The organism is Achromobacter sp. Marseille-Q4954 (assembly GCF_943737025.1).
Classification (GTDB): Bacteria; Pseudomonadota; Gammaproteobacteria; order Burkholderiales; family Burkholderiaceae_B; genus Achromobacter; species Achromobacter bronchisepticus_A.
In genome coordinates, this window is the sequence record NZ_CALSFQ010000001.1 from 1,261,077 (window position 1) to 1,277,570 (window position 16,494).

General features: G+C 64.1%; 16 protein-coding genes. 7 read left to right on the forward strand and 9 right to left on the reverse strand.

Annotated features, from left to right (window positions below; genetic code table 11):
• Positions 1-3: 3 nt before the first annotated feature.
• The 6 genes from NGK62_RS05840 to NGK62_RS05865 all read right to left on the reverse strand — a co-directional run bounded on the left by NGK62_RS05840 (position 4) and on the right by NGK62_RS05865 (position 6,369).
• Positions 4-645, reverse strand: coding sequence for a cbb3-type cytochrome c oxidase subunit II (locus tag NGK62_RS05840; protein WP_020423863.1), 642 nt, complete (start codon positions 643-645; stop codon positions 4-6).
• On the reverse strand, positions 642-2,198 hold the full coding sequence (locus NGK62_RS05845; RefSeq protein ID WP_020204494.1) for a cbb3-type cytochrome c oxidase subunit I: 1,557 nt from the start codon (positions 2,196-2,198) through the stop codon (positions 642-644). Before NGK62_RS05845 ends, NGK62_RS05840 begins: the two co-directional genes overlap by 4 nt.
• A gap of 525 nt (positions 2,199-2,723) precedes the next feature.
• Positions 2,724-4,394, reverse strand: coding sequence for a bifunctional protein tyrosine phosphatase family protein/NAD(P)/FAD-dependent oxidoreductase (locus NGK62_RS05850; protein ID WP_020204495.1), 1,671 nt, complete (start codon positions 4,392-4,394; stop codon positions 2,724-2,726).
• Positions 4,395-4,441: 47 nt separating this feature from the next.
• The gene (locus NGK62_RS05855) at positions 4,442-5,365 is read right to left on the reverse strand and encodes an MBL fold metallo-hydrolase (RefSeq protein WP_052165952.1); all 924 of its coding nucleotides are present in this window, start codon (positions 5,363-5,365) and stop codon (positions 4,442-4,444) included.
• Positions 5,366-5,507: 142 nt separating this feature from the next.
• Entirely contained in the window at positions 5,508-6,035 is a 528-nt protein-coding gene (locus NGK62_RS05860; protein ID WP_020204497.1) for a rhodanese family protein, read from the reverse strand.
• A 22-nt stretch (positions 6,036-6,057) separates the two neighbouring features.
• Positions 6,058-6,369 carry an ArsR/SmtB family transcription factor gene (locus NGK62_RS05865; RefSeq protein ID WP_020204498.1) on the reverse strand — a complete coding sequence of 104 codons (312 nt, stop codon included), beginning with the start codon at positions 6,367-6,369 and terminating at the stop codon, positions 6,058-6,060.
• A 215-nt stretch (positions 6,370-6,584) separates the two neighbouring features.
• Here NGK62_RS05865 and NGK62_RS05870 point away from each other — a divergent pair, with 215 nt between their 5' ends.
• The 3 genes from NGK62_RS05870 to NGK62_RS05880 all read left to right on the forward strand — a co-directional run bounded on the left by NGK62_RS05870 (position 6,585) and on the right by NGK62_RS05880 (position 8,681).
• The gene (locus NGK62_RS05870) at positions 6,585-7,745 is read left to right on the forward strand and encodes an MFS transporter (RefSeq protein WP_020204499.1); all 1,161 of its coding nucleotides are present in this window, start codon (positions 6,585-6,587) and stop codon (positions 7,743-7,745) included.
• 76 nt (positions 7,746-7,821) lie between these two features.
• Positions 7,822-8,199 carry a carboxymuconolactone decarboxylase family protein gene (locus tag NGK62_RS05875; protein WP_020204500.1) on the forward strand — a complete coding sequence of 126 codons (378 nt, stop codon included), beginning with the start codon at positions 7,822-7,824 and terminating at the stop codon, positions 8,197-8,199.
• A gap of 110 nt (positions 8,200-8,309) precedes the next feature.
• The gene (locus tag NGK62_RS05880) at positions 8,310-8,681 is read left to right on the forward strand and encodes a DsrE family protein (RefSeq protein ID WP_020204501.1); all 372 of its coding nucleotides are present in this window, start codon (positions 8,310-8,312) and stop codon (positions 8,679-8,681) included.
• Between the two features lie 59 nt (positions 8,682-8,740).
• Here the strand turns inward: NGK62_RS05880 and NGK62_RS05885 are convergent, their stop codons facing one another.
• Complete coding sequence (locus tag NGK62_RS05885; RefSeq protein ID WP_029043919.1) at positions 8,741-9,535, reverse strand: crotonase/enoyl-CoA hydratase family protein; 795 nt, start codon at positions 9,533-9,535, stop codon at positions 8,741-8,743.
• A gap of 404 nt (positions 9,536-9,939) precedes the next feature.
• On the opposite strand from NGK62_RS05885, the gene NGK62_RS05890 reads away from it, so the two are divergent.
• Positions 9,940-10,935, forward strand: a complete 996-nt coding sequence (locus tag NGK62_RS05890; RefSeq protein WP_020204503.1) for an AraC family transcriptional regulator — start codon at positions 9,940-9,942, stop codon at positions 10,933-10,935.
• Between the two features lie 46 nt (positions 10,936-10,981).
• Here NGK62_RS05890 and mobH read toward each other — a convergent pair whose 3' ends face one another.
• Positions 10,982-12,910 (reverse strand): MobH family relaxase, encoded by a 1,929-nt coding sequence (gene mobH, locus NGK62_RS05895; RefSeq protein ID WP_251877737.1) that lies wholly within the window; start codon positions 12,908-12,910, stop codon positions 10,982-10,984.
• Positions 12,911-13,225: 315 nt separating this feature from the next.
• Here mobH and NGK62_RS05900 point away from each other — a divergent pair, with 315 nt between their 5' ends.
• The 3 genes from NGK62_RS05900 (at position 13,226) to NGK62_RS05910 (ending at position 14,930) form a co-directional block, all read left to right on the forward strand.
• Positions 13,226-13,852 carry a hypothetical protein gene (locus NGK62_RS05900; RefSeq protein WP_029043920.1) on the forward strand — a complete coding sequence of 209 codons (627 nt, stop codon included), beginning with the start codon at positions 13,226-13,228 and terminating at the stop codon, positions 13,850-13,852.
• A 12-nt stretch (positions 13,853-13,864) separates the two neighbouring features.
• Positions 13,865-14,497 (forward strand): RES family NAD+ phosphorylase, encoded by a 633-nt coding sequence (locus NGK62_RS05905; protein WP_020204506.1) that lies wholly within the window; start codon positions 13,865-13,867, stop codon positions 14,495-14,497.
• Positions 14,498-14,570: 73 nt separating this feature from the next.
• On the forward strand, positions 14,571-14,930 hold the full coding sequence (locus tag NGK62_RS05910) for a DUF3742 family protein (RefSeq protein WP_020204507.1): 360 nt from the start codon (positions 14,571-14,573) through the stop codon (positions 14,928-14,930).
• A gap of 15 nt (positions 14,931-14,945) precedes the next feature.
• Here NGK62_RS05910 and NGK62_RS05915 read toward each other — a convergent pair whose 3' ends face one another.
• Complete coding sequence (locus tag NGK62_RS05915; protein WP_231522157.1) at positions 14,946-16,493, reverse strand: conjugal transfer protein TraG N-terminal domain-containing protein; 1,548 nt, start codon at positions 16,491-16,493, stop codon at positions 14,946-14,948.
• Position 16,494: the final 1 nt, after the last annotated feature.

A 16,494-nucleotide genomic window follows, 5' to 3' on the forward strand; every position in this document is an offset into this window, starting at 1 on the left:
CCCTCATTGACGCGAGCCCTGCTGAGTTTTCGGATCGTAGCCACGATCACGCAACGTCGCCTCTTTGGCGCTGACGGGGTAGGAACGATCCAGGCTCAACAGGTACGCGACCAGGTCGAGCGCCTCCTGGCGGGCCACCACCACCTTCCCGTCCGCAGGGCGGTACTTCTGCGGCAGCTTGACCACGACCTCGCCGGGCGCGGCCTTCTCCTTGACCTCGAAGAGGAAGGGATACGAAGGCATGATGCTCCAGTCGAAAATGGCCCTGGGCTGGTACAGGTGGGTCAATTGCCAGTCCCGGCTTGGCAGACGCACCCCGACATTCAGCAAATCGGGGCCGGTGCGCATCGTCCCGAGCAGTTGGGGGGCGTCGTAGGCGTAATCACCCGGCGTGGACGGCCTTCCCCAGCCCCGGGCCTGGTCCGCCAGCGTCTGGCCGCTCGAACGGGGCTGCTGGCTGTGACAGTAGACACAGCCATTGGCCACGTACTGCGCACGGCCTCTCAACTGTTCGATTGTGTAGTTCTGCAACTGCGCAGGTGCCTGGACCGTACGGACCTGCAGGCCGGGGAGCACCACGAGCATGATGGTCGCGAACACCAGGATTCCGACAGCGCCGACGAACAATGGAATCAGCCGGTTCATGCGTCACCTCGCCGTTTCGACCAGAGCAGGGCCATCGCATGGAAGGCAAAGACGAAGTGTCCCAGCGTCATCATGCCGCCGCCCACCGATCGACCTTCGAGATACGGCACGATGTTGCGGGTGATGTCGGCGAAACTGGTCTGCGGATCGAGCAGCGACATGCCTTGCAGAAAACCGCCGATGGTCAATGATAGGAAATAGATCAGAAAACCCAAGACCGTCAGCCAATAGTGGAGGGCGATGAGCCGCGGACAGGGCCAGTTCTTGCCTGTCAGGTAGGGCAAGAGATAGTAAAAGGCGCCGAACAGCACGATGGAGACGAATGCGTAAGCCCCCAGGTGCGCATGCCCTACCGTGTAATGCGTGAAGTGGGTGATCGAGTTGATGGCCCGTACGGCCTCCAGCGATCCCTGGAAGGATGCGGCCGTGTACATCAATGCGCCCGTGGACACGAAGCGTAGCGCCATGGACTCCTTGAACGCCCAGAAATTCTGTGCGACCGTCACGTGCTGATTGATCGCCACCGCGATGACAGGAATGAACATCATGACGCTGTGCACGATCGACAGCGTGACCACCCACGTCGGCACTGGCCCACCGATCAGGTGATGAATCCCCACCTGGCTATAGAACAAGGCGAGGCCCCAGAAGCCCAGCAGCGACACACTGTAGGAATAGATCGGCTTGCCGATGATCTTGGGAATCAGGTAGTAGGCCGCGCCCAGGCCCAGCGGTGTCAGCCAGAGGCCGAGCACGTTGTGCGCGAACCACCAGTTGGTGGTCGCTTGCTGCACGCCCGAATGCAGGCCCGGGATATTCGCGATGAAGAACAGGATGGGGAACCAAGCCAGTCCCGCGAGGTAGTACCAGCCGCTGACGTAGATGTGGTGAACGTTGCGTTTTCGGGTCGTCGCGATGGCGGACCATGCGATGAAGAAGCCGCCGAGGGCCAGGACAATGTCGATCTGCCATGGGATTTCGAGCCATTCCAGTCCGTCGCTCCATCCATTGGCAATGGCGATGGCGCCGGCCGCCACGCCGAGGGCCCACAGCACCGCGCCCACCATCGCCATGGCGGGCCTCCGCAGGGGCGTATGAAACATGCGAGGGATGATCCAGAGCGCGACCGCAATACCTCCTGTGGACAGCCAGCCGTACGCGACCAGGTTCAGATGGACGGTGCGCGCGCGCCCGAAGGTGGTGAACGCCTCATTCGCCAGCCAGTCGGGCCAGTGCAACTTCAGTGAGGCAATCATCCCGAACAGCGAGCCAACGATCAGGAACACGAAGGAAACGATGGACAGGACCAGTACGACGTTCCTACCCGGGGCGTCGACGCCGGCACGCAAGGCGTCGAATCGATGCTCGGCCGCCCCTTCATCAAATGAAGATGGGTCATCCGGGGTGCCGGCCTCACCCTCCAGGAATATGGTCGAAGCCTCTTTCTTTCCCGCACGAATCTGGCGCGTCACGATGGACCAGATCAATGCGCCCAGAGCCGCCAGCGAGACGATGAAGCTCAGAGCAAGGAGTAACCCAAGGCTCTCATTCATGGGCGCTCCAGAAATGGCGCGCAACCGTTCGAATTGGTTCCGATGCCAACCACTGGCGTTGGCGATAGTGTTCCATCAGGGCTTGCCTCGGCATTTTTTTTATGAATGTCACAGGTGAATCGCGAGAATGATGGTCAGCCTCGATTAAGCGAAAGTTAAGAACGTTCTTCGAGGCGCCCCGCGTTCTTTGACAGTGGGCAGCCTGGATGGCGAGAGCCAAATACAGTCGGCCGGGGTATTCGAATCGTCGTGATGCGAAGGTCTCGTTCGCCTCGCGGCAGACGCCGACGCTGCGCCGGGGTCTGCCCTGGCACGGGTCGGGACGAACGCTCGTTCGCCTTGCGCAGGAAATCACAACGGAGCACGTATCCGTTGTACCCACCCGCATCCCGAAGGACCGTCAGCCCTGGAAGGGGTAGCCGGCGTTGAGGGTCGAAGGGCCGAATGCCGCCCTCCTTTCGCCCGCTGTTCGCCCCCACTAAAGGCGTCGGCTTCCCATGTCCCGGCGACGACGCACGCCGCTGCTCATCCGTCCGAGAGGACAGGATGCGCGAGCCATTCGCGGCCCTTGAGCATGCCGTCCCAATAGACCGGCGGCAGGATGCGTTCCTTCAGCAGCCACGCCAGCGATGACGGCCGTTTGCCGTCGATGAACCATTTCGGAAACGAAGGTGCCAGCTTGCCGCCGTAGGCAAATTCCGCCAGCACGATCTTGCCGCGCTCGACGGTGAGCGGGCAGGAGCCATAGCCGTCATAGCTGGCTAGGCGCGTGGACCCGCTCCGGGCGGCGAGCAGGTTGTGCGCGACCACCGGCGCTTGCTTGCGCGCGGCCGCGGCAGTCTTGGCATTGGTGGTGTTGGTGCAGTCGCCCAGTGCGAAAACGTTGGCGTACTTCTTGTGGCGCAGGCTCGATGGGTCCACGTCCACCCAGCCCGCACCGTCCGCCAGTGGGCTCACTCGGATGAAGTCCGGCGCCTTCTGAGGTGGCACGGCGTGCAGCAGGTCAAATGGACGGGTGATGCGCTCTTTGGTGCCGTCGGCGTTCGTGCGGACAAAGGTGGCTTCATGCGCTGCGCCATCGACGGCCACGAGCTGGTGGTTGAACTGCAGATCGATGCCGTAAGCCTTCACGTACTCCATGAGCGCAGGCACGTAGTCCGGCACGCCGAAGAGCACGCCTCCCGCGTTGCAGAACTCGATGTGGATGTTCTTGAGCACACCGTGCCGCTTCCAGCGATCGGCCGAGAGGTACATCGCCTTTTGCGGTGCACCCGCGCATTTGATGGGCATGGGCGGCTGCGTGAACAGGGCCTGGCCGCTCTTGAGGTTCTGTACCAGTTCCCAGGTGTAGGGCGCGAGGTCGTAGCGGTAGTTGGAGGTGACGCCGTTGCGGCCCAGTGTCTCCGGCAGGCCCTCGATGCCGTTCCAGTCGAGTTTCAGGCCCGGGCAGACCACGAGCTGCTGGTATTTGACGACGCGGCAGCCGTCGAGCACCACGGCGTTGCGCTCGGGCTCGAACGCGGCGACGGCCATCTTGATCCACTTGACGCCGCGCGGCAGCACGCTCGCCATCGTGCGCGCCGTGTGCGCAGGTGGAAAGATGCCCGCGCCCACCATCGTCCACCCCGGCTGGTAGTAGTGCACGTCCGCCGGGTCGATGATGGCGATGTCCGCGTCCGGCTTGCGCGCGAGCAGACTGGACGCCACCGCGATGCCCGCCGCGCCCGCGCCGACGATCACGATGTCATGCGTGGCGTCCACGACCTCGGTGGGTGTGCGACCGCCGTTGGCGATGCGCCGGGCCACGCCGGAAAGCTCGTAGCCGGCACCGCGTGCGGCTTCGAGGATGGAGGCCAGCGGCTGGCGCTGTGCTTGGCTCAGCGCCCACAGCGTGGCCGAGCGCGTGCCGGTGCGGCAGTAGGCGAACACCGGGCCAGGCAGTTGCGTCATCAGCGTCCCGAAGGCCTGGGCCTGCTGGTCGGTCACTTTGCCGGACTCGACCGGCAGGTAGGTCGTCGCCATACCCAGTGCCTGCGCGGCTTGCTCGATTTCGCTGAAGCCGGGTTGGTCGCCCGCTTCTCCATCGGGCCGGTTGCAAACCACCGCGCGGTAGCCGGCTTCGGCGATGGCCTTCAGGTCAGTAGCAGCGATCTGGCCGCTGACGGCCAGTCCCTGATCCAAGGCTTTGATGTCCATGAGGTCTCCTGCCCGAAAATTGTCCTTTCAGCCGGTCGGTGCCGCTCTCAGAGGGCATCGATGGGAATCTTGAGGTAGTGGACGCCGTTGGATTCGGCGGGCGGCAACTCGCCGGCCCGCATGTTCACCTGTACGGAGGGCAGCAGCAGCACGGGCATCGCCAGCGTGGCGTCGCGCTGCTCGCGCGTGGCCGCGAAGTCATCCTCGCTGATGCCGTCGCGCACATGGATGTTGTGCGCCCGCTCCTCGGCCACGGTGGTTTTCCATTGAAGCTCGCGTCCCCCGGGGCGGTAGTCGTGGCACATGTAGAGCACGGTCTCAGGCGGCAGCGAGAGCACGCGGCCGATCGAGCGAAACAGCGTGCGTGCGTCGCCACCCGGAAAGTCGCAGCGCGCCGTGCCATAGTCGGGCATGAACAGCGTGTCTCCCACGAAGGCCGCGGCAGGCGCGTCAGATGTGGTGTTGTCCTCGACCACATAGGTCATGCACGCAGGCGTATGACCGGGGGTGTGCATGGCCCGCACCTGCAGCGTTCCGAGCATGAAGGTCTCGCCGTCGTCGAACAGACGGTCGAACTGCCGGCCGTCACGCGCGAACGCCGGCTCCGCGTTGAAGAGCTGGCCGAACACCTGCTGTACGGTACGGATGTTCGCCCCGATGCCGGTGTGGCCGCCCACGAGCGACTGGAGATACGGCGCGGCACTCAGGTGATCGGCGTGCACATGCGTCTCCAGAATCCACTGGACGCGCGCGCCCAGTTCCCGCACGCGCTCGGCCATGCGGTCCGCACCGGCGCGCGAGGTGCGGCCGGATTTGGGATCGTAGCCGAGCACACTGTCGATGATGGCGCACTGACCGCTGTTCGTGTCGAGCACGATGTAGCTGAAGGTGCTGCTGTCCTCGTCAAAGAAGGGTTCGATTTTCACGGTGCCTTTGCCTCGCTGACGTATGACCCGTCTGTTGTCGCCCATGCTCCTTTGATCGGATGTTTTCTGGGGCGTTCTCAAATGTCAGATGGTGTCCGGGCCGAATTAACTCAAAATTAAAAATCTGTCGTCGCATGTTCCTGCCGGCCGGCTGCCGGGTGAAGGAATCGCTTCCCCGCCCGTTGACTCAGCCGGGCAGCGCGCGGCGGTTCCAGGGCATGCGCATCAGCACGCGCGCGAGCCCACAGAACCCCGAGACACCGGCGAAGACCAGCCCCGCGCCCACGAAGCCCGAAAGCACATGGAACCATGGCGAGACCGTGGCACCCAGCACTGCACCGAGCACGATCAAGGACCCCGCAACAATCTGCACCTGCCGTTGCAGTTCCAGGGGTTGAGAGGCATCGGCCACGACGGGCAGGCCGGCTTTCTTCCATGCGTCCAGGCCGCCTTCGAGCACGTAGGCGTCACAGGCCGTGCACGCACCCAGCGTCGGGGCGTTCACCCGCGTCCGGTTGCCCGAGCGGCAGTGGAAGATGATTGCCGAAGCGCCGTCGAGCGGCAGGCCGCCACTTCGCAGGCGGTCCATCGGCACATGGCGTGCCTGTGCGATGCGCTCACGGGCATGTTCGTCCGCCGCACGGATGTCCACCAGGACGGCACCCTGGTTCACGAGTTCGCTGGCGGCTTGGGGCGAGATGGATTTCAGGGACATGGCAAGGGCCTCCTAGGGCGGATCATGGACAAAAGATGGCCTTGAGCGTGGCGATGAGCTTGGCCACGTCCGGATTGTCGATACGGTAGTGCAGGGTCTGCGACTCGCGCCGGTAGGTCACCAGGCCTTCCTCGCGCATCTTGGCCAGATGCTGGGACAAGGCGGACTGGCTCAGCGCCACGTTTTCGTGCAGGGCGCCGACGGTCATCTCGCCATGCTCGATCAGCAGGCACAGAACGAGCAGGCGATGCTCATTGCCGACTGCCCGCAGCATGGCCGCAGCCTTGGCCGCGCCGTCCTGTAGAAACGACTGGTCTTTCTTGTCAACCATCATGGCAGCTTGTATTTCATGTTTATCTAATTTAGCATAAACTAATAAAAGATCAAGGAAATTCCTCCAAGGCAGGGAGTGCTGCAGGTCTTCCGGCCGGTGTTCCCATGCTGCGGTATGGGTTCACCTGACACCTCATTCCTGATTTCTTCATGACGCCACCTGCTTCGCTGCCACCGCCAATTGCGACAGACGCTCGACGCAATGTAGGACTGCTGATGGCCGCCCAATCACTGGGCGGCGCCGCGCCACCCATCATCATTTCGCTGGGCGGCATCGTGGGCCAGATGCTGGCCAGCAACCCTTCGCTGGCCACACTGCCGGTCAGCCTCTACAACCTGGGGCTGGCGCTGTCGACCATCCCCGCGGCCCTGCTGATGCGTCGTCTCGGCCGGCGCGCGGCTTATGCGTTGGGGGCGCTGCTGGGTTCGGTGTCCGGACTCATCGCCGCATTGGGCGTCCTGTGGGGCAGCTTCGAGACCTTCTGCATGGGCACGGCGATGGCCGGCTTCTACGGCGCGTGCGTGCAGAGCTACCGCTTCGCGGCCAGCGATGCGGTGCCGCCGCCGCAGCGCGCCACCGTCATCTCGCGCATCATGATCGGCGGCCTGATCGCCGCGGTCATCGGCCCGCAGGTCGTCATCTGGACGCGCGACGCCTGGCCCATGGCGCCGTTTGCTGGCAGCTTCCTCGGGCAGGCAGGCTTGGCGCTGTTGGCCTTGCCGCTGCTGCTGATGCTGCGCATGCCGCCGCCCCAGGCAGCGGCCGTCGTGGGCGCGGCGCGCCCGCTGGCGGTGATCGCGCGCAGCCCAGGCTTCGTCGTGGCCGTCACGGCGGGCATCGTGTCCTACGGTTTGATGGCTTTCATCATGACCGCCGCGCCGATGGCCATGGTGGGTTGCGGCCACACCGTGGGCGAGGCCGCGCTGGGCATCCAGTGGCACGTGCTGGCCATGTTCGCGCCGAGTTTCGTCACCGGCCACCTGATCGCGCGTTTCGGCAAGATCGCGATCACGGCGTGCGGACTGGTGTTGATCGGGACCTCCGGCCTGCTGGCCCTGGCCGGGCTCGAACTTCTGCACTTCTGGGGCTCGCTGATCCTGCTGGGCGTGGGCTGGAATTTCGGCTTCATCGGTGCCACGGCGCTGGTGACCGACTGCTACGCCGCGCCCGAGCGCGCCAAGGTGCAGGCACTCAACGACTTCCTGGTGTTCGGCACCGTGGCCGCCGCCTCTTTCGGGTCGGGCCGGCTGCTGAACAGCTCGGGCTGGGAAACCATCAACGGACTGATGCTGCCGCTCATCGCGCTCGTGCTGGCCCTGCTGGGTTGGCTGGCTTGGCGCAACCGCCAGCAGTCGGCGGCAGCCGCCGCGCCATGAAGCCGTCTGGGTCCGGTCGAGCGTGCGGGTCAACCCCGTTTCATATTCGATGTTCCAAAACCATGAGGAGTTCGCGATGACGACAAGTTACCGGCAACTGACGCAGGACGTGGTGGCCAATCTGGCGCCTCTGCACAAGGGAGTGCCGCAGGTCATGAAGAGTTTTGGTGAGATGGGCAAGGCAGCCATCGCCGACGGCGCACTCGACGCCAAGACGAAAGAGCTGATCGCGTTGGCGATCGGCGTGGCCGCACGGTGCGATGGCTGCATCGGCTTTCATGTCAAGGCATTGGTCAGGCTCGGCGCGACGGCTGCGGAGGTCCATGAGGCCCTGGGCGTGGCCATCTATATGGGAGGGGGCCCGTCGGCGATGTACGCATCGAACGCGGTGGCCGCCTTCAACGAGTTCGCGGCGCTGTCCAGCAACCCGGGCGCGCCGGCCAGCGCCCCGTAGCCTGGGCCCGGACCGTCGTGCGGCGCCGCGGACCGCCTGCATCCGGTGCCAGAGCTTCGCTCCCTCCAACTTGCATCCCCGCAACCACTGTTTACCACAAAGGCCTAACCATGCAGACCACCGACTTCGTTGCGACAGTTTTTGATGGGAGAAGCAATCCCAACAAGGTGACCGTGACCTTTACCATGGCACTCAACGCGCTGCTCAAGGGACATACGGCGACCATCGTCCTGATGGTGGAAGCCGTGGAGCTGGGAAAACCCGGCGCGGCCATTGGGTTGGACATCGGCAAGCCTTTCGAACCCGTTGCCGATCTGCTGGAGAAGTTCTTGGAGAAGGGAGGTCGCATTGCCATTTGCGGCTCTTGCATGATCCACAACGGCATGACCGCCGCGCAGATGGACCCGCGCTTTAGCGTCATCAATGCAGCCGATGTGGTGGAGTTGCTGATGGGCGCCAGGGGGTCCTTGCAAGTCACCTGAGCCCAACCATGACACGATCAAGCGTCGCTGGCTGAGGCCTGTGGCGCGCGTCTTGGAGATCAAGCATTCAGTTGTACCTTGTGCGCCTTCTTGTTCACGAACTCGCCCAGGCGCTCCTGCACATCGTCACCTTGCTGGATCATGGCCATCACCAGCCCCTCGGTGAAGAGCCCGTCCGTGGCCGACATGTCGGCGATGCGGCTGATGGCGCTGACGATGGCGTAGTTGGAAAGCGGCGCATTGCCCGCGATCTTCTTTGCCAGAGTCAGGGCCAACTCCGGTGCGGGCGTGTCGCCTTTCGCGGTGTCGCAAACGTAGTGGGCCAACCCCAGTTCGCGGCCTTCCTGCGCATCGAGGACCCGTCCGGTGAGCATCATCTCCACCATGCGCGGCGCGGAAATGATCCGCGCAGTGCGCACCGTCGCGCCGCCGCCCGTAAAGATGCCCCGCGTGCCCTCGGGCAGCGCAAAGAAGGTGCGGCTGTCGGCAACGCGCACGTGCGCTGCGCTGGCCAGTTCCAGACCGCCGCCCACGACCGCGCCCTGCAGGCAGGCGATCACGGGAATGCCGCCATGCTGGATCTTGTCGAACGCGCGGTGCCAGCCCTGGCAGACGCGCATGAACTCGACGCCGCTGCGCGCCTTGTCGTGGTGCTCCTTGAGGTCCAGGCCGGCACAGAAGTGATCGCCCTTGGCCGTTAAGAGGATGGTCCGGATGTGGCTGGGCACCGCCGAGAAATAGGCGTCGATAGCGGCGATGGCATCCTCGTTGAGCGCGTTGCGCTTGTGCGCCATGTTGAGCGTGACGATGCCGATGTTGCCTTGTTCGGAGGTCAGCAGAATGGGGTCGGACATGAAGTTTTCCTGGCACTGGGTCATGAACATGGTGGGCTGTGGCGGGCAGGTCGACGTGCTCGGTCCGGCGGGCATCGGCCGCCGCTGTGACGGCATGGCCCGCGCCGAAGCGGGCCATGCCGTTCAAGGCCGAGGCTCCATGCCAATGTCGCCATTCATGGGCATTGAGCTTGGCCTGGGCGCGAAATGGCGGATAGACCCCTGGAGTCGCGGTCAAGCCTCACAGTCGATACTATTAAGGGGCGTTTATCTTTTCCATGCCCGTAGATTACCCACCAGGGATGCTGGGCTCAATTGCCAATAGCGTCGTGAAGTTTGCAAAAACTGACAATCTCGTCCGGCCGCCAAGAGGGCTTCCTGCGAGCCCAAAGGCTGTCGCGGCGGCCACGGTCTCATGCGACCTGGTGGAGGATCTGCTGCGCAGCCTGCGCTCGCTGTGCTCGGACCAGGCCCTGGATCGCTGCCTGCAGCAGGCCGGCATCGTGAAGGCATTTATCAACCACCCCGGCTCGCGTCTCACGCACGATCAACTGGTCGGGCTGTACCGGCGAAGCGCCGCCGCCACCGGCGATGAAATGATGGGGCTGTGGAGCCGGCCCATACGGACCGGCGCTTTGAAGTACATCGTCCGAGCGGTCATGGACGCGCCAAGCATCGAGGTAGCGCTGTATCGCTTCACGCAGGTCTGGAACCTGCTGCTGGACGACTACAGGCTGAGTCTCACGAAGGCAGACGCCTCCTTGCGCTTGGACCTTGTCCCGCGGTCTTCCAACACGGGGGTGAACCGATTCGGGCACGCACTGATGCTGAAGCTGACGCACGGCATCGTGTCATGGCTCGCCGGCCGAGAGGTCTCGGTGCGCACTGTGGGCTTCGCTTTTCCACGCCCGTCCTTTGCTGCCGACTACTCGATCCTGTTCCCGGCCCCGATCGATTTCTGCGAACCTTACTCTCAGGTCACCTTTCACGCCGAACTCGGAAAGGTCCAGCCGGAACGCAGCGCGTCCGACGCGCGCAGCTTCCTGGAGCAGGCGCCGCGCGACTGGATTTTCACCTCCTACCACGAGCACGCCCTGCGGCTGAAGGTGCGCGAGTTGCTGCATATGGATCTCGGACGGACGCTGGATGATGTTTCCAGCCGGCTGCACATGTCCTCGCGGACACTGATACGCAAGCTGCAGCAGGAAGGGCTGTCGTTCCAGGGCATCAAGGATGAGTTGCGCAGGGATCTGGCCATTCTCCACCTTGTGCGCAACGACGGCTCACTGGAGGAGATATCCGATGCTTTGGGCTTCAGTGCCCCCGCCGTCTTCCATCGCGCGTTCCGCCACTGGACAGGTATGACCCCCGGACGATACCGAGCGGCGCAGCAAGGCATTTCCCAAGTGGTTACGCTCTGACCTGTGCACCGAAAAGCGGGCATCCGGACCTCGCCACTGGATATCCTCATTTCGCAGCCAGCGAGGCCTCACGCCCGGCCTCCTCGTTGGCGAGGCACAAGTAGGGGTTGTTGGGCGGCACTCGCTCGAACAACGCACCGGGCTGCGTTAGCAGGTAGCCGTGCAACTGCCGCGATTTGCGCGGCCCTGTGACGTGGCAAGTCCAGATGTTCAGGCCGCTGGCCTGCTTACGGTGCACGGCCAGCTTCTCGAAGCGTTTTTGTACCCACTGCCACGGCTCCAGTTTTTCCTGGCGAGCAATGGCTGCCAACTGCGGATGCTCTTGAGCGTAACGCTGGAACACGCCGGGACTGACCAGGTACGCGGTGTCGTCCACGGAGTGCACCAGCGCCTTTGCGTCGTTGATGATGAGCCGGCGGGAAGCGATGCCCTGTTTCAGCCACGCCATGAAGTGCTCGCCTGATGGCGGCGCTGCCGAGGATGTTGGCACTGGCACTGGCACTGGCACTGGCACTGGCGCCGGTGACGAAGGCGAAGGCGAAGGCGAAGGCGAAGGCGAAGGCGCGGCCAAGCTTGGTGCTTCGGGGCGCACGGTAGACGTCTCTTTGGGGAGCGCTTCCGCATCCTGCCGGGTCTCGGGCGAGCCTCCCATACCCACCATCGACAGCATGTCCTCCATGACGTCGGGCACGACCTGGGCCTTCAATGGAGGCGCCGAGAGGGGGCCACCGCTTTCCCATGGCGGAACCGACGGGCCGTCCGAGTTGGACTGCGGCCCCTCCGTCGTGCGGGTGGCGGAAACATCGGCCTCCTTACCCGTGGACGCTGCGTCGATCGCCACTGTGCCGGTAAATGGTACCGGCCGCTGCCCCGGCTCCCAGATCAGCGCGGGTGCGAGGCGCAACAGGGTGAACGAGTGGGACCAGCCGGTGGCGCTGGTCACGGTTGCGCGCCAGACTGCCTTGCCGTCGTATGACGGCTGCAATATGCCGTGGTCCTGCAGCACATTGAAGACGGCGGTGTTGTTGGCCGGGATGCCGTCGATGCCCTGGGACAGCAGGTGCGCACGCAGCTTGTCCGAGACCGTCTTGCTCACCAGCCACAAGGCATCCTCGGTGAGCCAGCCGTCTGAGGCCTCGGGCTGGTTCAGCTTCAACTCTTCCTTGAGCAGGTAACGCAATCCGTCGAGCAGTTTGCGTTGCAGCGCGTGCTTCGGTGCGGCCATGGCGCGCGCCGGGTCACCGCCCAGTTCCTGGGCCACCGAGGCGCGGTCGGCCTGCACGACAAGTTCGCCCAGCACACCCGCGTGCTCGTACTGGCCGGCCAGGACATAGAGTAGCGGTGCCCACAGGTCGGGATAGCCACTGAGCCAGTCCAGGGCATCACGGTCGAGCAGTTGGCGGTAGAGCAAACTTGTCGCGGCACTGTGCAGGCGGTATTCGCGGTCGTCGCGGTAGCGGAAGCGGTACGGCTGGTGCAACGGGCCATGCCACGGGTGCCAAGTGCTGCCGTCGGCAAGCTCGACGTGCAGATCGACGGCGATCTTGCCGATGTCATGGAGCAGCGCGGCATAGGCAACGGCGGCGGTCCAGGCCTCGGACTGTGCGGCCTGGTCCTCGGGACTGGCGCCGATGGGCAGCAGATGGGACTGGCGCAGCTTGAGCGCATAAGCAACGATTTCGAGGCCGTGGTCCAGCATGCCGCCCGGATAGGCATGGTGATGCGCCTCGGAGGCCGGGAAGGCCTGGACCAACTCGGCGTAGCGTTCCAGGGGCGCGCGGTACAGGGTGGCGAATTGCCTGCGTGAGAGCGAGGTGCGCTGCCAGATGTGCTCCAGCAGTTTCTGCCGGCGCGGGGTGGCCAGCATCGATGCGGCAGACTCGGGCCGCAGCAGCCCTTTCGGGAGGACGGTGGCGGGTGGTGGCGTGGGCGCGGCAGCGACCGGGGGCCGTTTTCGCTGGAACAGGGAGAGCATGTCGATGTCCTGATGACGGGCCGACCGGGAGGCCTTTTCGCCTTTTCGAGGTAGGGCCTTTCCCCTTGCACCCCATTCCCTTGCCGTTTCGGCCCTTTGGCCTTTAACCGTTTCGGTATAGCGGGGCCTGGGTTGCGGCTCCAGCGCCAATGTGGAATCTGCTCGAATGGATTGGACGGCGACCAGGTGATGGCCTCGGCCTATGCTGCGGAGATGCTGCTTCCGCCAGGTAGGTTGCCCCTAGGCGTCCAAGTTGACAAACGCGACAAACGCGACTAGAGTGAATCTTGTCTCAAACCTGCTTGGGAGATGACCATGCCCACCGCCATTGAATTCATTGCCGATCGTCTTCCGCGCGTCACCGTGGAGGACGTGCGCCGTTTCGCGGATACCGTTGAAATCCGGGACGCCACGGCATTCGCGGCCGAGTTGCAGGCGTTCGTTCACGAGCGCGTGGAAGCGGTGAAACTGCCCGCTAACCTCGCAGGCGAAACGGTGGAGCATGCCCTGGAGCGCAAAGCGGCCGCGCTGCGTGCCGACACGAGTTGGGCACCGACTGAAACCGACGTCCAGCGTGGCCGCGCCGTGCTGCTGGAGGCCTTCAACCAGCCGCACAACCTGCCGCCCGCGGAGTTCGCCAAGCTGGCGGACAAGTCGCGCCAGCAGATCTACAAGGACATCCTCGCCCGTCGGCTGCTGGCGCTGAACGTGGGACCGCGCGGCCAGAAGCTGCCCGACTGGCAGCTCGACCCGGTGAAGCAGCAGTTGACCCAAACCGTGCTTCAGGAGGTCGAGGGCATCGACCCCTGGACGATCTACCGAGCGCTGACCGAACCGCTCGAAGGCTTGGGCGGTCGCTCGCCGGTGGATGCGGTGACGCATGGCACGATCGACGACGTGGCCGAGGCCGTGTTCAACGTGCTGGGCGTTCAGGTGCATTGAGGCAAGACCGCCGTGAGCCGCGAGCTGCCTTCGTTCCTGATCGATGCCGGCGAACTGCTCCAGCATGTGAGCCGTGTCGTCTATCGAGGCAGCAGGCTGTACTATGGCCGCGGTAGCACCAATCGCTACGATGATCCGGCACGGGCCTATGGCGTGCTCTATTTGGGGCGCGACCTGCCCACGGCGCTGATGGAGTCGGTGTTTCACAAGCATCAGTGGCTTGCGGACACGCAACGCTCGATCGCGCTGAAAGAAGTCCAGGCCCGGATGGTGCGCGCGGTGGGCGTGATGGACGACGTGCTCCTGGCCGACCTCACGGCGTCGGGCGTCATGGCGGGCTACTTCGGCCTGAACCTAGAGCAGTTGGCCAGCCGCGACTACACGCACACGCAGCAGGTGTCTGCCCAGGTGCATGCGATGTTCAGCGGCGATGGCCAGCCGCTGTTCGATGGGGTGCTCTATCCGTCGCGCAACAACTATCCCGCCAAGAGCATCGCCCTGTTCGAGCGTGCGGCAGCAAAGGTTGGCGTTGTCGATGACATCGACCTGGTGGACCATGTGGACTGGCCGCACTTCGTTGCCACGTATCGCGTCGGCGTGGAGCCTGACCCCGGCCCGGTGGAACCGGATGACGAAGCGTCATGAAGCACTTTGAAGCCCGCAGCAGAATGAAATGGACCAAACTCGAATAGGCATCCCTCAGTAGCAGGAGACGACCATGAGCATCACGACCCGCATCAGCACTGCAGAACGCCTCGGCCGCGCCCTTGGCCGCGGGTGGCGCGCCTACGCGCGCAGCGAACGTCGGGCGTCAAACTGGTTGGTGTCCAAGGGTGTGCCGTTGGCCGGCGCTGCTGCGCTGCTGTGGGCCGGCAAACTGGCTGTCCTGGGGCTGCTGCTCTACGTTGCTTTCTGGCTGGCCTTGCTGCTGGTCGCGCTGGTGTTTGTGGCCCAGGGGCACGATACCGTCGAATGGGAGCCGCCCGAACCAGAGTGGCGGCACGGCCACGCCGGTTTTGGCCTCTATACCCACGATGAGTATCGGATAGATCCACATGATCCATCTGATGAGACCTAGCGAAGAAGCATGGCACTATTTCTTCTTGCTAGGTGTCGATGCCCACTTCATAGCGCCGCCAAAGGCCATGTCGGCGGCCTTGCCGCCGGCCGCTTTGGCGCCTGCCGTACCGGCAGCAAGCCCTTGCAACATGCCCCCCACGGCGTAGCCCGCCCATCCCAAGGCGGTTACCCAGAACAAGGGCAGCACGATGAACATCGTCGCCATGACGAAATTCAACAGCATGTCTCCGAAGGCATTGTTGAGGCCCATGACCGGATCGAAATTCGTATGCGGCCGGTTCCATCCCCAGCCCCATCCGTAGAGCGCGTCCAGAATGGTGCTGTCGATCCAGCGCGCGAGTTGAAACCAGAAATCCACGAAGAACAGCGCAAACTGCACCACGCTGACCGTCACGAGTGTTTTCAGGTTGTAGGTGCTAACCATGAGCACCACCGGAATGCAGATAACCAGCGCCATCTTCAAGAGCGCCAGCACCATCGGAAGGGCCTGGCGCATTGCATCCATGGAGGGGAAGTAGCCCAACGAGCCCACCGCCAGTCCTACGTCGGCTGCCGCCCGGGTGATGATGTTCGGGTCGGTCATTTCGATCTGGCCACCGTAGTCCGTATAGACGCTGCCTTGGTTCAGCTTCTGCTGCCGCGGTGACGCGATCGCGCGGATCACCGAATCGTCCACGTCGGCCCGGCTCAGGAAGCCAGCCCAGCCCGCCAAGCGATTGAGCAGGCTCGGGTCCACCTGGCCCAGAAGCCGCGCCCGCAGGCCATTGCTGCCGTCGGCCCACCATTGCCTGCAGGTCGGGTAGCCGCCGCCGCTTGCTACCTGCGCGAGCCCTGCATCTCGGTTGCTGTCGTAAGGCCAGTCATCGCGCGGCGTGCTGGAACGATACGTGTCGTAATAGCCGTTCGTGTCCGTGAAGAAGCGCGAGCCGATCCAGGTCACGTCGTGCATCTGCTGCTCATCGAGCTGAGGGCGCTGCATGAATAATTTCGCCCGTGCAGCCCCATAGCAATCCCGCGAGAAATCCGCCACTTCCTGAGCCAGTACCGGGTCGTCGATGCGCGTGGCGTCGATCTCCATGCGCATCTGCCGCAGGTCCGTGCCGCACGGGATTGCCGCCACCGAAGCGCCGGTGACGGCGCGCGAGAGCGCGTGGATGAACGCCCACCACACCGGCACCTTCGCCGACTGGTTGTTGAGCGTGCTGAAAGATTGCGACCAGCCGGTATTCGAGGGCTGCGGCACACTGACCTGACATTGCGCCGAGCGCGAGCTGTCGTACTGGATGGTGTTCAGGTCCACGTCGATGAACGGGATGCCCGCGAACATCACCACCACGATGGCGACGAAGACCCGGTTCTCGATGCGGGCGGCGCTCAGCACGCCTTTATTGCCCTCGTCGGCGCCTTCTGCACGGGCCTTCAACCACTCCTGCACGATGATCGCCACGAAAGGCAGCGCGAAGACGCCGCTGGATACCAGCACGGCCCAGATGCCGTTGTTGACGATCCAGGACACCAGCGTCAGGTAGTACTCTAGGTAGTCGGTCGTGAACAGGGTCATG

What these genes read in the sequence shown, in the direction of transcription:
- NGK62_RS05840 (WP_020423863.1), bottom strand. Translation starts at nt 645, where the DNA reads ATGAACCGGCTGATTCCATTGTTCGTCGGCGCTGTCGGAATCCTGGTG.
- NGK62_RS05845 (WP_020204494.1), bottom strand. Translation starts at nt 2,198, where the DNA reads ATGAATGAGAGCCTTGGGTTACTCCTTGCTCTGAGCTTCATCGTCTCG.
- NGK62_RS05850 (WP_020204495.1), bottom strand. Translation starts at nt 4,394, where the DNA reads ATGGACATCAAAGCCTTGGATCAGGGACTGGCCGTCAGCGGCCAGATC.
- NGK62_RS05855 (WP_052165952.1), bottom strand. Translation starts at nt 5,365, where the DNA reads ATGGGCGACAACAGACGGGTCATACGTCAGCGAGGCAAAGGCACCGTG.
- NGK62_RS05860 (WP_020204497.1), bottom strand. Translation starts at nt 6,035, where the DNA reads ATGTCCCTGAAATCCATCTCGCCCCAAGCCGCCAGCGAACTCGTGAAC.
- NGK62_RS05865 (WP_020204498.1), bottom strand. Translation starts at nt 6,369, where the DNA reads ATGATGGTTGACAAGAAAGACCAGTCGTTTCTACAGGACGGCGCGGCC.
- NGK62_RS05870 (WP_020204499.1), top strand. Translation starts at nt 6,585, where the DNA reads ATGGCCGCCCAATCACTGGGCGGCGCCGCGCCACCCATCATCATTTCG.
- NGK62_RS05875 (WP_020204500.1), top strand. Translation starts at nt 7,822, where the DNA reads ATGACGACAAGTTACCGGCAACTGACGCAGGACGTGGTGGCCAATCTG.
- NGK62_RS05880 (WP_020204501.1), top strand. Translation starts at nt 8,310, where the DNA reads ATGCAGACCACCGACTTCGTTGCGACAGTTTTTGATGGGAGAAGCAAT.
- NGK62_RS05885 (WP_029043919.1), bottom strand. Translation starts at nt 9,535, where the DNA reads ATGTCCGACCCCATTCTGCTGACCTCCGAACAAGGCAACATCGGCATC.
- mobH (WP_251877737.1), bottom strand. Translation starts at nt 12,910, where the DNA reads ATGCTCTCCCTGTTCCAGCGAAAACGGCCCCCGGTCGCTGCCGCGCCC.
- NGK62_RS05900 (WP_029043920.1), top strand. Translation starts at nt 13,226, where the DNA reads ATGCCCACCGCCATTGAATTCATTGCCGATCGTCTTCCGCGCGTCACC.
- NGK62_RS05910 (WP_020204507.1), top strand. Translation starts at nt 14,571, where the DNA reads ATGAGCATCACGACCCGCATCAGCACTGCAGAACGCCTCGGCCGCGCC.
- NGK62_RS05915 (WP_231522157.1), bottom strand. Translation starts at nt 16,493, where the DNA reads ATGACCCTGTTCACGACCGACTACCTAGAGTACTACCTGACGCTGGTG.